At 72.0% G+C, this 13,794-nt stretch carries 16 protein-coding genes; 9 read left to right on the forward strand and 7 right to left on the reverse strand.

Annotated features, from left to right (window positions below; all coding sequences use genetic code 11):
- Positions 1-29 precede the first annotated feature (29 nt).
- Positions 30-401 carry a thioredoxin gene (trxA, locus tag GA0115234_RS26505; RefSeq protein ID WP_093546509.1) on the forward strand — a complete coding sequence of 124 codons (372 nt, stop codon included), beginning with the start codon at positions 30-32 and terminating at the stop codon, positions 399-401.
- Between the two features lie 81 nt (positions 402-482).
- Here the strand turns inward: trxA and GA0115234_RS26510 are convergent, their stop codons facing one another.
- Together GA0115234_RS26510 and GA0115234_RS26515 are read right to left on the reverse strand one after the other, a co-directional pair.
- Positions 483-764: a hypothetical protein gene (locus tag GA0115234_RS26510; RefSeq protein ID WP_176729280.1), complete on the reverse strand. Its 282-nt coding sequence runs from the start codon at positions 762-764 to the stop codon at positions 483-485.
- Positions 765-853: 89 nt separating this feature from the next.
- Positions 854-1,876: a LacI family DNA-binding transcriptional regulator gene (locus GA0115234_RS26515; RefSeq protein ID WP_093546515.1), complete on the reverse strand. Its 1,023-nt coding sequence runs from the start codon at positions 1,874-1,876 to the stop codon at positions 854-856.
- A 49-nt stretch (positions 1,877-1,925) separates the two neighbouring features.
- Between GA0115234_RS26515 and GA0115234_RS26520 the strand changes: the two genes are divergently transcribed.
- The 3 genes from GA0115234_RS26520 to GA0115234_RS26530 all read left to right on the forward strand — a co-directional run bounded on the left by GA0115234_RS26520 (position 1,926) and on the right by GA0115234_RS26530 (position 4,354).
- Positions 1,926-2,144 carry a hypothetical protein gene (locus tag GA0115234_RS26520; RefSeq protein ID WP_093546518.1) on the forward strand — a complete coding sequence of 73 codons (219 nt, stop codon included), beginning with the start codon at positions 1,926-1,928 and terminating at the stop codon, positions 2,142-2,144.
- 137 nt (positions 2,145-2,281) lie between these two features.
- On the forward strand, positions 2,282-3,793 hold the full coding sequence (locus GA0115234_RS26525; RefSeq protein WP_093546522.1) for a flotillin family protein: 1,512 nt from the start codon (positions 2,282-2,284) through the stop codon (positions 3,791-3,793).
- 93 nt (positions 3,794-3,886) lie between these two features.
- Entirely contained in the window at positions 3,887-4,354 is a 468-nt protein-coding gene (locus GA0115234_RS26530) for a type II toxin-antitoxin system PemK/MazF family toxin (protein WP_093546525.1), read from the forward strand.
- Between the two features lie 32 nt (positions 4,355-4,386).
- On the opposite strand, the gene GA0115234_RS26535 is transcribed toward GA0115234_RS26530, so the two are convergent.
- Positions 4,387-5,238 carry a TIGR02452 family protein gene (locus GA0115234_RS26535; RefSeq protein ID WP_093546528.1) on the reverse strand — a complete coding sequence of 284 codons (852 nt, stop codon included), beginning with the start codon at positions 5,236-5,238 and terminating at the stop codon, positions 4,387-4,389.
- A 147-nt stretch (positions 5,239-5,385) separates the two neighbouring features.
- Here GA0115234_RS26535 and egtA point away from each other — a divergent pair, with 147 nt between their 5' ends.
- From egtA to egtD, 4 genes are read left to right on the forward strand one after another with little or no spacing between them, the layout of a single operon-like run.
- Positions 5,386-6,705, forward strand: a complete 1,320-nt coding sequence (egtA, locus tag GA0115234_RS26540; RefSeq protein WP_093546531.1) for an ergothioneine biosynthesis glutamate--cysteine ligase EgtA — start codon at positions 5,386-5,388, stop codon at positions 6,703-6,705.
- Positions 6,702-8,045: an ergothioneine biosynthesis protein EgtB gene (egtB, locus tag GA0115234_RS26545; RefSeq protein ID WP_093546534.1), complete on the forward strand. Its 1,344-nt coding sequence runs from the start codon at positions 6,702-6,704 to the stop codon at positions 8,043-8,045. The genes egtA and egtB overlap by 4 nt, the downstream gene beginning before the upstream one ends.
- Positions 8,045-8,800, forward strand: a complete 756-nt coding sequence (egtC, locus tag GA0115234_RS26550; protein WP_093546537.1) for an ergothioneine biosynthesis protein EgtC — start codon at positions 8,045-8,047, stop codon at positions 8,798-8,800. The genes egtB and egtC overlap by 1 nt, the downstream gene beginning before the upstream one ends.
- On the forward strand, positions 8,797-9,759 hold the full coding sequence (gene egtD, locus GA0115234_RS26555) for an L-histidine N(alpha)-methyltransferase (RefSeq protein ID WP_093546540.1): 963 nt from the start codon (positions 8,797-8,799) through the stop codon (positions 9,757-9,759). Before egtC ends, egtD begins: the two co-directional genes overlap by 4 nt.
- On the opposite strand, the gene GA0115234_RS26560 is transcribed toward egtD, so the two are convergent.
- From GA0115234_RS26560 to GA0115234_RS26570, 3 genes are all read right to left on the reverse strand, one after another.
- Positions 9,702-10,601, reverse strand: coding sequence for a lysophospholipid acyltransferase family protein (locus tag GA0115234_RS26560; protein WP_093546543.1), 900 nt, complete (start codon positions 10,599-10,601; stop codon positions 9,702-9,704). The genes egtD and GA0115234_RS26560 overlap by 58 nt on opposite strands.
- Positions 10,598-11,404: a GNAT family N-acetyltransferase gene (locus tag GA0115234_RS26565; protein ID WP_093546546.1), complete on the reverse strand. Its 807-nt coding sequence runs from the start codon at positions 11,402-11,404 to the stop codon at positions 10,598-10,600. The genes GA0115234_RS26560 and GA0115234_RS26565 overlap by 4 nt, the downstream gene beginning before the upstream one ends.
- A gap of 193 nt (positions 11,405-11,597) precedes the next feature.
- Complete coding sequence (locus tag GA0115234_RS26570) at positions 11,598-12,854, reverse strand: extracellular solute-binding protein (protein ID WP_093546835.1); 1,257 nt, start codon at positions 12,852-12,854, stop codon at positions 11,598-11,600.
- 202 nt (positions 12,855-13,056) lie between these two features.
- Here GA0115234_RS26570 and GA0115234_RS26575 point away from each other — a divergent pair, with 202 nt between their 5' ends.
- Positions 13,057-13,272, forward strand: a complete 216-nt coding sequence (locus GA0115234_RS26575; RefSeq protein WP_093546549.1) for a dodecin — start codon at positions 13,057-13,059, stop codon at positions 13,270-13,272.
- A 32-nt stretch (positions 13,273-13,304) separates the two neighbouring features.
- Here GA0115234_RS26575 and GA0115234_RS26580 read toward each other — a convergent pair whose 3' ends face one another.
- A complete protein-coding gene (locus GA0115234_RS26580) occupies positions 13,305-13,793 on the reverse strand; it encodes a phosphatase domain-containing protein (protein ID WP_093546551.1) in 489 nt (162 codons plus the stop codon).
- Between the last annotated feature and the right edge of the window lies 1 nt (position 13,794).

Here is a 13,794-nt window from a genome sequence, read left to right on the forward strand (position 1 = left end):
GAGCGGGCACAGGAAGAGGTAACAAACACATGAGCACCGTTGAGCTCACCAAGGAAAACTTCGATCAGGTCGTCAGTGGGAACGACTTCGTCCTGATCGACTTCTGGGCTTCCTGGTGCGGCCCGTGCCGGCAGTTCGCGCCGGTCTACGACGCGGCTTCGGAGCGCCATGACGACCTGGTCTTCGCCAAGGTCGACACGGAGGCGCAGCAGGAGCTGGCGGCGGCCTTCGAGATCCGGTCCATTCCCACGCTGATGATCGTCCGGGAGAACGTGGCGGTGTTCGCGCAGCCCGGGGCGCTGCCGGAGGCGGCGCTTGAGGATGTGATCGGGCAGGCGAGGAAGCTGGACATGGACGAGGTCCGCAAGTCCATCGAGGAGCAGCAGAAGGGGCAGGAATAGGGCCTGCGCGCTCCGTGTGGCGACGGTGAGGGCCCGGCCGGTCGGCCGGGCCCTCACCGTGTACGGGAGCGTGGGGCGGCTTCAGCTGTCGGCGCCGGTTGCGGTGTCCCGCTCCTTGACCCGGGCCGAGAGGCCGTAGGACAGCTCGGCTCCGTCGACCAGCAGGGCCTCGACCGAGCGTGTCGCGGGGTCGATGTCCGCGACGATGCCTTCGCCGGCGTACCGGGGGTAGCCGGATGCCCCCGTCTCGCCGGTGGCCGCCACCACCGCCGAGCGGATGGCGCCGCCGGACTCGGGGGCGTCGGTGGTGTCCTCGGCGAACCCGGGGACCAGCAGGATCTCGTAACTCTGCGGATGGCTCATGGTCATGACGCTAGGCAAGCGGCACGCGGTCCGCACGTTGCCGCGCTGCCGCACGGTGCGGCCCGGCCGTCGGGTCCGGCCCCGGCGCCTCAGGCGGACTCGCGCCGGACGGCCCTGACCCGCAGCAGGTCGTGGTGTTCCGGGGCGCCGCCGGGGTCCCGCACCAGCCGGTCCACCAGGTCCGCCAGTGGCTGCGCCGTGGCCAGCTCCATACGTACGGTGCTGAGCCGGGGCCGCAGCAGCCTGCCCAGCATCAGGTCGTCGGCGCCGATCACGGCGGTCTCGCGGGGCACGTCGATGCCCGCGTCCTGAAGGGCCCGCATCAGGAGCATCGCGTAGTCGTCGTTGTAGGCGAACACGGCGTCGAGGTCCAGGGTGCGCCAGCGGGCGGCCAGCCGGGCTGCCGACTCCTCGTCGTACCGCAGCGCCAGCGGTTCCACCCGGGCCCCGTGGGGAAGGGCGGCCTGCCGGGCCCCGGTCAGCCGGGGTTCGGCGAACAGGCCGGGTCCGCGGTCCTCGGGCATGACCACACCGATGCGGCGCCGGCCGCTCTCCAGCAGATGTCCCACCGCGCAGGCGCCGACCTCCCGCTGGTCCATGACCAGTGCGTGGGCGCCCGGCACCGGCCGCGGGCCGAGGGTGATCACGGCCTTGGCCCCGGACCGCCGGAGCACGGATATCCCGTTCGGGGTGAGGTCGATCGTGCCGGGAGCGATGACGGCGACCGGGCGGAGTTCGGCCCAGGCCCGGGGTGCGTCGTCGGGGTCCAGGCCGGTGCTGCCGTACTGGACGACGGTGTATTCGAGTCGGCGCAGCCCCGATTCCAGCTCGTGGAAGAAGCGGTGGTGGAGCGGGGAGGCCGGGAGGTTCACGGTGGGCAGCAGCACCATGCGGGTGTGTCCGGCGCGCAGGCTCCGGGCCGCGGCGTGCGGCACGTAGCCCAGTTCGGTGGCGGCCTCCCTGACCCGGCGACGAGTGGTGTCGCTGATCCGTACGGAGGCGTTGTTGTTCAGCACGTACGAGACGGTGGCCCTGGAGACCCCGGCGCGCCGTGCGACGTCGGCGCTGGTGGGGACGGGGCGTTCGGTGGGCTGGTTCGGTAACTGGCTCATGGCGTCGGGCAGTCTTCCAGACCCGTGGTGCGTGGGTACGCTCCGGGGCATGGATGAATCCTCGATGGTGGGGCTGCTCGGCCGGGTGACCGGAACGGTGGGGCCGGGGCTGGTCGGCGAGGTGATGGTACGGATCCGGGGCGGCGCCGAGCACTTTCTCGCGCATCCGGCCTCGGCGCGGGAGCGCATCGAGGTGGGCACGGTGGTGACGGTGATCGAGCATCTGCCGCCGCGCACGGTCTATGTGGCTCCCGCGTACGGGAGTTGAGGCCCGCGCGCGGGCTTCTTGACGGCATTCGTCGTCAAGAATTCGGCAAGGATCCGCACGCGTCTTCTGCACCGTCGCGAGCAGGAGAAGACTCCCGTGTCCAGCGGCGCCGGCGGGGTGCCGCGATAAGGGGGCGCATGCCGATGGTCATCGGCGTCACGGCGGGTCTCGTACTCGCCGCCATCATGGTGCTGTTCGGTCTGTTCAAACTGATGTGGCGGGTGGCCGAGCCGAACGAGGCACTGGTCATCTCGGGGTCCAAGCACCGGACCGAGGGCCTGGGGCAGGGCATGGGGTTCCGGATCGTCACCGGTCACGGCACTCTCGTCCTGCCCGGGGTCCAGGCGGTGCGGAAGATGTCACTCGATCTCAACGAGACCGAGCTGTCCGTCGACTGCGTCACGCATCAGGGGATTCCCCTGCGGGTGCGGGGCGTCGTCATCTTCAAGGTGGGCGACGACTTCGTGTCGATCGCCAACGCGGCCCGCCGTTTCCTCGATCAGCAGAAGCTGATGGCGGAGCGGGTGCACAACGTCTTCGCGGGTCATCTGCGGTCCATCGTGGGCGGGTTGACGGTCGAGGACATGATCCGGGACCGGGAGAAGCTCACCGGGCAGACCCGGGCCGCGTGCGGTACCGAGATGGAGAAGCTCGGGCTCATCGTCGACTCGCTCCAGATCCATGAGATCGAGGACCCGACGGGCTACATCAAGAACCTGGCGATGCCGCACGCGGCGGCCGTGCAGCGGGACGCCCGGATCGCGCAGGCCGAGGCCAACCGGCTGGCCACCGAGGCGGAGCAGCAGGCCGCCGCCCGGATGTCGGAGGCGACCCGGGACAGCGAGATCCTCCAGGCCGGGTACCAGGCCGAGCGCGACAAGGCGGCGGCGAGCTCCCGGCAGGCGGGTCCGCTGGCCGACGCGGCGGCCCGGCAGGAGGTCGTGGTCCAGGAGACCAGGGTCGCCGAACTGGAGGCCCAGCGGCGCGAGCAGCAGCTCCAGGCCGATGTGCGCAAGCCCGCGGACGCCCAGGCGTACGAGAAGCGCACGCTGGCCGAGGGTGAGCGCGATGCCCGGATCTCGGCCGCCGAGGCGAAGGCGCGGGAGACGGAGCTCGCCGCGGTCGCGGAGGCCAACCGGGTGAAGACGGCGGCACTCGCCGAGGCCGAGGCGACGAAGGCACGCGGCGCCGCCTCCGCGACGGCGACCCGGGCGACGGGCGAGGCGGAAGCCGCCGCCGCCCACGCCAAGGGGCTGGCGCTGGCGGAGTCGGCCCGCGCCAAGGGTCTCGCCGAGGCGGAGGCCATCAAGGCGCGGGCCGCGGCCCTGGCGGAGAATCAGGAGGCGGTCGTCGCCCAGCAGCTGGCCGAGAAGTGGCCGGAGATCGTGCAGGCGGGCGCGGGGGCCTTCGGCAGTGTCGACCACATGGTGCTGCTGAACGGGGCCGACGGCATGTCGGACATGTTCGCGAAGGCGCTGACCATGGGCGGCACGGGCCTGGGGCTGGCCCGGCAGCTGCTGGCGACGATGGGTCAGGGCGGCCCGGCGGAACCCGCGCCGCGGGTGAACGGAGTGGCACCGGCCACCCCGCCACCGTCGCGCGAGCGGATTCCGGTGACGGACGATCAGGAGGGCGGCTCGTCCTCCTGACCGGTCCGGACGGCGGCCGGTGCGCACCCCTCGTCCGGGGCGGGCACCGGCCCCGCTCCACGGAATCGGCCGGACAGGTCCTACGGTGTGGGGATGACCATCCAGCACCGTGAACAGAGCATCGACCACTCGGCGGACTTCCCGGGCCGCTCCGGCCCGACCGCCACCGCGGAGGCCGACCCGCGCGACGTGGGGCCGGTCCGCACCGCGTACGCCCCCGACCGGGACGGCGACCCCGACCCCGGGGAGATCGTCTGGACGTGGGTGCCGTTCGAGGAGAACGACGGGCGCGGCAAGGACCGGCCGGTCCTGGTGGTGGCGCGCGAGGCGGCGGGCACGCTGCTCGCCGTGCAGCTCTCCAGCAAGCGGCACGACCAGGACCGCGAGTGGGTGGCGCTCGGGGCCGGTCCCTGGGACAGCTCCGGCCGTCCGTCGTGGGTCGATCTGGACCGGGTGCTGCGGCTGCACGAGGACGGGATGCGGCGTGAGGCGTGCGCGCTGGACCGGGACAGGTTCGACCTGGTCGCCGACCGGCTGCGGGAGCTCTACGACTGGCGGTAACGGCTCGGCCCGACCGAGTCCGGCCGGGCCGGTCAGGTCGGGTCCTGAGGCCCCTCTCCACCGAACACCTGATCGAAGGCGGAACGGGTGACGGATCCGGGGCCCCGGTCGAGGATGCCGAAGACGATCTGCTCGAAGTGCCCGGCGAACCTGCCGCCATCCAGGAGCAGCGCCCGGAACACACCGGCCACCCGCGCCGGATCGTTGCGGAACACACCGCAGCCCCAGGCGCCCAGCACCAGCCTGCGGTACCCGCGCACCGCCGCGACCTCCAGCACCCGCTCCGCCCGGGACGCGAGCGCGGCGGGGATGCGGTGGGCCTCCTCGGGGGTGCGGCTGTGGATGACACCGGCGTTGGGCGCCGGGGAGGTCAGGAAGCCCGCGGTGTACGGGGTGTCGAGCAGCCGCCCCCGGTCGTCGCGGAACACCGGCACGCCCGGTGAGTGAATCACCCGGTCGGTGTAGAAGGCGCTGCGTTCGGCGCGGTGGTGGGCGTAGTAGTCGGGGGCGCGCAGCAGGGTGGCGTACAGGGCCGATCCCCGGCACAGGGCCTCTTCCTGGGCCTGTGCGCCGTTGAGGTATCCGCCGCCGGGGTTGCGGGCCGAGGCGTAGTTCAGCACGGCGACCTTGCCAGGGGCCTCGCCGGTCATCCGGAGCGCCGCCTGCAGGCTGCTCTCCGCGGTGACCTCGACGCGCGGGGTGCGGTCGGAGTCCAGTGCGGCGACCGGCACCGGCACCGGCTCCGGTCCGTACAGCCTGGTCGCCGAGAGTGCGGCGGTCAGCGCGCGCTCGATGCTCACCTCCCGGCCGTCCTGCGTGCGGTAGTGGCCGGCCTCGACGATGGCCTCGGTCTCACGCGCGATGGAGCGCAGCCGTGCGCTCATCGGTACTCCCCCGTGTGGTGCATACGGGACATGCTCGGCGCCCCCGTTCGATGGGCGCAACCGGTTTTCCTCGCGCGGGGGCGCTCTTGTGCGATCCATCCGTACGGGTTTGGGTGGTGGGGAGGCACCGAGAGAAGGAGGCCCGGCATGTCGTGCGACACCCCCGGGGACCACGGTCCGCCCGGCCAGCCCCCGCCCCTGGGCGAGGGAGAGGCCGAGGATTTACTGCGCTGCATCTGTTTCAAGACGGGACCGCCCCGCAAGGTCGGCGTAGAACTCGAATGGCTCATCCACGACCGGAATCATCCCCGCGTCCCCGTCCCGCACCACCGTCTCGAAGCGGCCGCCGACCTGCTGCGGGCCCTGCCCCTGAGCGCGGCGCTCACCTTTGAACCCGGCGGCCAGCTGGAGCTCAGCTCGCGCCCCGCCGACTCCCTGATGGCGTGTGTCGATGCCACCGCCGCCGATCTCACCGCCGTACGTGACGCCCTGGACCGAGTGGAGCTCGCACCGGTCGGTCTCGGCGTCGACCCGTGGCACCCGCCGCGCCGTCTGCTGCGCGAGCCCCGTTACGACGCGATGGAGGTCGCGCTCGACCGGTCGGGACCGGCCGGCCGCGCCATGATGTGCACCACCGCGTCCGTCCAGGTCTGCCTGGACGCCGGAGAGGAGGAACCCGGTCCGCTCGGCTACGGGCGGCGCTGGCAGCTGTGTCATCTGCTGGGCGCGGTCCTGGTGGCGGCGTTCGCGAACTCGCCCATCCGGCTGGGCCGCCCGACGCCGTGGCGGTCCGCCCGGCAGTCGCTCTGGGCCGACCTCGACCCATGGCGGCCGCTGGCACCGCCCGGCCTTCTGCCGCCGCGCGACGACTGGACCGCACATGTGCTGGACACCCCGGTGATGTGCATCCGGAAGGACGCGGGCCCGTGGGCCGTGCCTCGGGGGCTGACGTTCCGCGACTGGATCCGCACCGGCGCGCCCAGACCACCGGTGCGCGCCGATCTCGACTACCACATCAGCACGCTCTTCCCGCCCGTGCGCCCGCGCGGTCATCTGGAGCTGCGCATGATCGACGCCCAGCACGGTACGGACGGGTGGCTGGTGCCGCTCGCCGTCACCACCGCCATGTTCGACGACCCGGAGGCCGCCGAGACCGTGTACCGCACCGTGAAACCACTGGCCGAGACGGCCGGGGCGGAGCCGGCGCCACGCAATCCGCTCTGGGTCCGTGCCGCCCGCGACGGCCTGACCGATCCCGAGCTGGGGGCGGCGGCGGTCACCTGCTTCGAGGCCGCCCTGGCGGCACTGCCCCGGCTGGGGGCCTCGGACGCCGTGCAGAACGCCGTGGCCGGCTTCACCGACCGCTTCGTGGCCCGGGGCCGATGTCCGGCCGACGATCTCCCCGGGCTGCTCGCGTCGGCTCCGCCCGGCGGTCCGGGCCACCACTCCGAGGAGCCCTGCTCATGACCGACTCCCCCACCCCCATCGGATCCGCGCCCCACGAGGTGGACGCAGAGGCGCTGCGGCGGCGCGCCCTCGCCGCGCTGCTCACCGCCCGGGAACGCACCGCGCTGCTCACCGACAGCGTGGACGACGACGAACTGACCGCCCAGCACTCGCCGTTGATGTCCCCACTGGTGTGGGACCTCGCGCACATCGGCAATCAGGAGGAGCTGTGGCTGTTGCGCGGAGTGGCCGGGCGGGAGGCGCTGCGCCCGGAGATCGACGGGCTGTACGACGCCTTCGAGCATCCCCGGGCGGCCCGTCCCTCGCTTCCCCTGCTGCCGCCCGCCGAGGCGCGGGCGTACGCCGCGGAGGTGCGCGGCCGGGCCCTGGACGTCCTGGACGGCACCGCGCTGGAGGGCGGCCGTCCGCTGGTGCGGTCCGGGTTCGCCTTCGGCATGATCGCCCAGCACGAACAGCAGCACGACGAGACGATGCTGATCACTCATCAGCTCCGGTCGGGACCGGCCGTGCTGACCGCGCCCGTGCCGCCCGCCGCCTCCGACGCGGCGGACCTCCCCGCCGAAGTCCTGGTCCCTGGTGGCCCGTTCACCATGGGGACGTCCACCGAGCCATGGGCCCTGGACAACGAACGCCCGGCGCACGTGCGCGACGTACCGGGTTTCCTCATCGACACGACCCCGGTCACCTGCGGTGCGTACCAGGAGTTCATCGAGGACGGCGGCTACACCGAGCAGCGCTGGTGGGCGCCCGAGGGGTGGGCGATGGTCCGGGAACACGAACTGACCGCTCCCCTGTTCTGGCACCAGGACACGGGTCAGTGGCTGCGCCGCCGCTTCGGCATCACCGAGGTGGTGCCGGCCGGCGAACCGGTACTCCACGTCAGCTGGTACGAGGCGGACGCGTTCGCCCGCTGGGCGGGGCGCCGGCTGCCCACGGAGGCGGAGTGGGAGAAGGCGGCGCGCCACGACCCGGCTTCGGGGCGTTCCCGGCGCTATCCCTGGGGCGACGAGGACCCGGCGCCGGAACTGGCGAACCTGGGTCAGCGCCATCTGCGGCCCGCGCCCGCGGGGGCGTATCCGCGGGGCGGTTCCCCTTGCGGCGCACGGCAGTTGATCGGTGATGTGTGGGAGTGGACGTCGAGCGACTTCCTCCCCTATCCCGGCTTCTCGGCGTTTCCGTACCGCGAGTACTCCGAGGTGTTCTTCGGCCCGGCCCACAAGGTGCTGCGCGGCGGTTCGTTCGCCGTGGACCCGGTGGTCTGCCGGGGGACGTTCCGCAACTGGGACCTGCCGGTGCGGCGTCAGATCTTCTCCGGGTTCCGCACCGCGAGGGATGCCTGATGTGCCGTCATATCGCCTATCTGGGACCGCCGGTGCCCCTCGGTGAACTGCTGACACGACCGCCCCACTCCCTGGTGCGCCAGTCCTGGGAGCCCCGGCACCAGCGGTACGGAACCGTCAACGCGGACGGTTTCGGCGTCGGCTGGTACGCGGAAGGTGACCGGGTGCCCGGACGCTACCGGCGCCGGGGCCCTGTCTGGGGCGACGAGACCTTCGCCGACCTGGCCAGGGTGGTGCGCAGCACGGCGCTGCTCGCCGCCGTCCGGGACGCCACCGAGGCGGGCGCCGACGGCGAGGCGGCGGCCGCGCCCTTCGCCGCCGGGCCGCTGCTGTTCAGCCACAACGGTGCGGTGAAGGGCTGGCCGCACTCGGTGGCGCCGCTGGCCGCCGCGCTGCCGCCGGCCGAACTGCTCACCCTCACGGCGCGCTGCGACTCGGCGCTCGTCTGGGCCCTCGTACGGCACCGGCTGACCGACGGCGACGCACTGCCGCAGGCCGTCGCCGACACCGTGCTCGACGTGGCGGGCGCGGCGCCGGGGTCCCGGCTGAATCTGCTGCTGACCGACGGCTCGACGATCATCGCGACGGCCTGGGGCGACACCCTGTCCTATCTCGCCGAACCGGGCCTGCGCACGGTCGTGGCCTCGGAGCCGTACGACGACGATCCGCGCTGGCGCACGGTCCCCGACCGCACCTTGCTGACGGCGACCCGCACCGACGTTCTGCTGACCCCGCTCAAGGAGCCCGCCGAGTGAGTCCCTTTCTGCTGACCCGCACCCTGCCGGTGGACGCGACGGACGCGGCGCTGCGCGCCGATGTCCTGCACGGTCTGACCCGGCATCCTAAGACGCTGCCGCCCAAGTGGTTCTACGACGCGCACGGCAGTGAGCTGTTCGAGGAGATCACCCGGCTGCCCGAGTACTACCCGACCCGCGCCGAGCGGGAGATCCTGATCGGCCGCGCCGACGAGATCGCGCGGGCGTCCGGGGCGCGGACCCTGATCGAGCTGGGGTCCGGTTCGTCCGAGAAGACCCGGCACCTGCTGGACGCGCTGCCCGCGCTGCACAGCTATGTTCCGGTCGATGTGAGCGAGAGCGCGCTGCGCGGCGCCGCCGAGGCCCTGCTCGCCGAGCGGCCCGAGCTCTCCGTACACGCGTTGATCGCCGATTTCACGGGCGGGCTGGCACTGCCGGGCACGCCGGGGCCCAGGCTGATCGCGTTCCTGGGCGGCACGATCGGCAATCTGCTGCCCGACGGGCGGGCGGCGTTCCTGAAGTCCGTACGGTCGCTGCTCTCGCCCGGCGACGCGCTGCTGCTCGGCACCGATCTGGTGAAGGAGGAGAAGGTGCTGGTCGCCGCGTACGACGACGTGGCCGGGGTGACCGCCGAGTTCAACAGGAACGTACTGAAGGTCGTGAACCGGGAGTTGGGCGCGGACTTCGACCCGGCCGGTTTCGATCATGTGGCGCTCTGGGATCCGGAGCACGAATGGATCGAGATGCGACTGCGGGCCCGCCGGGCGCACACCGTGAAGATCCCGGCCCTGGATCTGCTGGTGGGTTTCGAGGCCGGTGAGGAGATGCGCACGGAGGTGTCGGCCAAGTTCCGCCAGGAGGGGGTCCGGGCGGAACTGGACACGGCCGGTCTGCGGCTGGATCAGTGGTGGACGGATTCCGGCGGCCGGTTCGCGCTGTCGTTGGCGACGGCGGTCTGAGCGCGGCGGGCCAGGGCGCGGCGGTCCGGCGGGCCGTCCGCCGGGATCGGCGGCAGGACGCGGATCTCGGCGGTCAGGCCCGCCGCCGTCACCACCCGCCACAGCGAGGCGACGAGCGGATCGTCGCCGACGAACGCGGCCGCACCGGCCGGGGCGGTGTGCTCCGCCGTCGCGTTGTGTCCTGCCGGGGTGGTGTGTTCTGCCGGGGCCGTGCGGTAGGTGATGCGTACCGGCACGACCGTGGCGTGCGCGTCGATCGCGGCCTGGAAGACGGCGGGGCCGAACCGGCCACCGGGGCCGCGCCCGCACCAGGTGGTGCCCTCCGGGAAGACGACCACGCGTGATCCGCCGCGCAGCGCCGCACCGATGGTCCGTACGGTCGCGGGCAGCGCGCGCAGGCGGTCGCGTTCGACGAAGAGCGTGCCGCCCCGTGCGGCGAGCGGGCCGAGCAGCGGCCAGCCGCGGATCTCGCTCTTGGCCAGCATCCGGCCGGGGAACACGGCCGCGACGAGCGGGATGTCCAGCCAGGAGATGTGGTTCGCGACGACGAGCGTGCCGGGTGTCCCGGGCGTCCTGTCGGGGGCGCCGGGTGTGCCGGGTGTGCCGACGATCCGGACCCGCACCCCGAAGGCGCGCACGACCCCGTACGCCCAGCGCCTGATCAGCCGCTCCCTGCGGGCCGCGCCGAGCAGTGGCAGGAGCGGGGCACCCAGCGCACCGGCCAGGATGCACGCGCACCCGGCGAGCAGCAGGGCCGCGGCGGCCGGCCGGCCGCGCACCCGGCCCTCGTGACCGGCGCAGGTGCGTGGGGTGCAGGGTGCGGTGGGCAGCCAGGGGTTCATCGCAGCGGGGCGAGGGAGAGGAAGTGGCGCAGGTAGCGCGGGTCGGTGCGGCGCAGCGAGAGCAGTACGTACAGGTCGGCGACGTTGAAGTCGGGGTCGTGGGCGGGCGCCCCGCACACCCGGGCGCCGAGGCGCAGATAGCCCCGGAGCAGCGGCGGAAGCGTGGCGAGTCCGGTGGGTACCGGCGCCCCTCCCCCGGTGGGCTGCCAGAGGCGGTGGGGGGTGACCCACTGGTCCTCGGGGGCCAGGTACTTGGTCCGTACGGTCTCCCATGCCCCGGCCGCCGCGATGCCGCCGTCGCCGAGGGGGATCGAGCAGCAGCCGGCCAGCCAGTTGTGCCCGGTGCGTTCCATGTAGCGGGCGAGTCCGGCCCAGATCAGCGCGATGACGGCGCCGTCCCGGTGGGCGGGGTGGACACAGGAGCGGCCGACCTCGACCAGGTCGTCGCGGATCGGGCCGAGCCGGCCGAGGTCGAACTCGCTCTCCGCGTAGAGGCGCCCGGCGATGCGCGCCCGGTCGGGCGGCAGCACCCGGTAGGTGGCGACGATGTCGCCGGTGGCCTCCTCCCGGACCAGCAGATGGTCGCAGTACGCGTCGAACGCATCGCTGTCCAGGCCGGGTTCGGGTCCTTCCATCCGGGCGCCGAACTCATTGGCGAAGACCAGGTGGCGCAGCCGCTGGGCGGCGCGGACCTCGTCCTGGTCGGCGGCGAGGGACACCCGGTAGTGCGGGGTGGCGGGGGTGACGGGCTGCGTGGGAACGACGGGGGCGGCGGGGAGAGGGGTAGCGGGCAGCGCGTTCATGACAATCTCCGGGGACGGATCGGCAAGGGCGGCCGCCGGGCCCCGCACCGTGTGCGAAGGCCCGGCCCCTTACTTCTTCCGCGACCGGCTGGATTCGACATGACCGCCCGGGAGCGCCGACATGTGCGAAGGCTGAATCCCGGGGGTGGCCGGCTCGGACCCCCGCCCGGCTGCCGAGCGGGGGTCGCGCGGGTCAGCTGCCGGCGAGCTTGGAGGTGATCTTCTCCGAGGCGGACTTCGCCTCGGCGAGCGGGTCACCGCCTTCGAGCACCGCCGTCATGTACGGCTTGATCGGGTTGTCTGCCTCGACGTCCGCCCACTGCGGCGAGTTGGGCGTCGCCCGGCCCTGCGTGGCGCCACGGGCCATCGCCGCGGTGCCCTCCTGGCCCACGATCACCTTCGCGAGACCGGGCTTGTTGGGCACGTAGCTCATGGTTCTGGCCAGCTCCTCCTGCCACTTCCGCCCCGCGAGTGCCTTGATCACCTCGATGCCCTCGGCGCGCTGGTCCGCCTTGTCCGGAACGATCAGGTCGGAGCCGCCGGTGAAGACGGCTCCGGGCTCCTTCGCGGTCTTGCCCGGAATCGGGAAGTAGCCCAGTTTTCCCTTGAGTTCGGGATTCTTCTTCTCGATCTGCGCGACGCTGCCGGGCACCGAAATGATCTGTGCGACATTCCCTTCGGCGAACACATCGGCCTGCGGGGGCTTTTCCTCGTCCGCGTTCTTGGGACCGTCCCCGAGCGCCTGGAGTTGCTTGTAGAAGCTCATCCCCCGGATCGCGGCGGGACTGTCCAGGGCGCCTTCCCACGCGCCGCCCTTCTCCTCGGCCAGTTCGCCGCCCTCGTCCCAGATGAATCCGGCGAGGACATACCAGTTCTGGCCCGCGAGATAGATGCCCTGATTGCCGTTCCGGTTCAGGAGTTGACTGTCGGCGATCCACTCGTCCCGGGTCTTCGGCGGATTCTTGATGCCCGCGTCCTCGAAGAGTTCCTTGTTGTAGATCACCACGCGATTGGCCGCGTACCAGGGAATGCCGTACTGCATGCCGTCGATGCTGCCCGGGTCGGCGAGGCCCGGCAGCCACTCCTCGCTGCCGAGGTCGCGTACGGACTCCAGGGTGAGATCCCGCAGGCCGCCGCTCTCCGCGTACTGGGCGACCTGGGTGTTGCCGACCTCGATGACATCGGGGGTGTCCTTGCCCTTGAGGGCGCCGATGACCTTCGGACCGATTCCGCTCCAGCTCTGGAACTTGAACTCCAGCTCGATGGAGGGGTGCTCGTCCTGATAAGCCTTGGTGAACCGCTTCAGGAAATCAGCGGAGACACTGTCCTTCATCAGCCAGATCGTGACCTTCTTGCTGCTCGATGCGGCCGAGCCCGACCCCAATCCGCATCCGCCCAGCGCAAAAGTGGAAACGAGCGCGACGGCTCCGACGAGTATGCGGTTCTTCACCAGGTTCACCTTCTGCGAAACGGCACGACTGAATTCAGGGACCCGGTGTGGGGGACTGCGGGCGGCGCTCGCACGGGCGTGGCTGGATTTTGGTATGGACCAATGATTTGGTCAAGGCCCGTTCACTGCACATTCTGCACGTCGATCCCTCGCGGACTCGGGCCGGGTGGGGCACCGTGGTAGGGACGAGAGGAGACATAAGATGTCAAACCACACCTATCGGGTCACCGAAATCGTGGGAACCTCCCATGAAGGGGTCGACGATGCCATCCGCAGGGGCGTCGCAAGAGCTTCGGAAACGTTGCACAATCTCGACTGGTTCGAGATCACACAGGTGCGCGGCGAGATCAAGGACGGCCGGGTCGAGCACTACCAGGTGGGCCTGAAGGTGGGCTTCCGGCTCGACGAGACGAGCTGATCCGGCCGGGTTCAGGTGCTGGTCCGGCCGGTTCAGGTACGGCCCTCGCGCTCCTGCGCGTCCCGCAGCGCCGCCGACGCCTTCGCCCAGCGGGCCCGCACCACGGCGAAACCCGCCTGCTCAGCGGCGTCGCAGACGAGTTCGTCGTCGTCGACCAGCATCCGCACCTCACGCTCCCGGCCCAGCCCCCGCAGGATCTCCAGCTTGGTGTGCCGGGCCGGTCTGCGGTCGTCGTTGCGGCGCATGTACACCCGCCCCTCGGGCAGCCCGTGTTCCGCCAGCCAGGCGACGGTGTCCCGGCGGCACCGCTCGGGCCGTCCGGTGAGATATCTGATCTCGCACTGCTCGGCGCTGCTCAGCGCCAGCCGTACGCCCTCGGGGAGCGGCGGGTCGTCGACGGCCGCGGCGAAGAAGGCGTTCCAGTCGCGCCGCCGCCCCTCCAGGTGGTGCTGCCGGTGGCCGCTGTCCGCGAGCGTGCCGTCCACGTCGAATACGGCCAGGGGCCGGTGGTCGCTCTTCACG

Origin of the sequence: Streptomyces sp. DvalAA-43 (genome assembly GCF_900091725.1) — a bacterium.
Classification (GTDB): Bacteria; Actinomycetota; Actinomycetes; order Streptomycetales; family Streptomycetaceae; genus Streptomyces; species Streptomyces pulveraceus.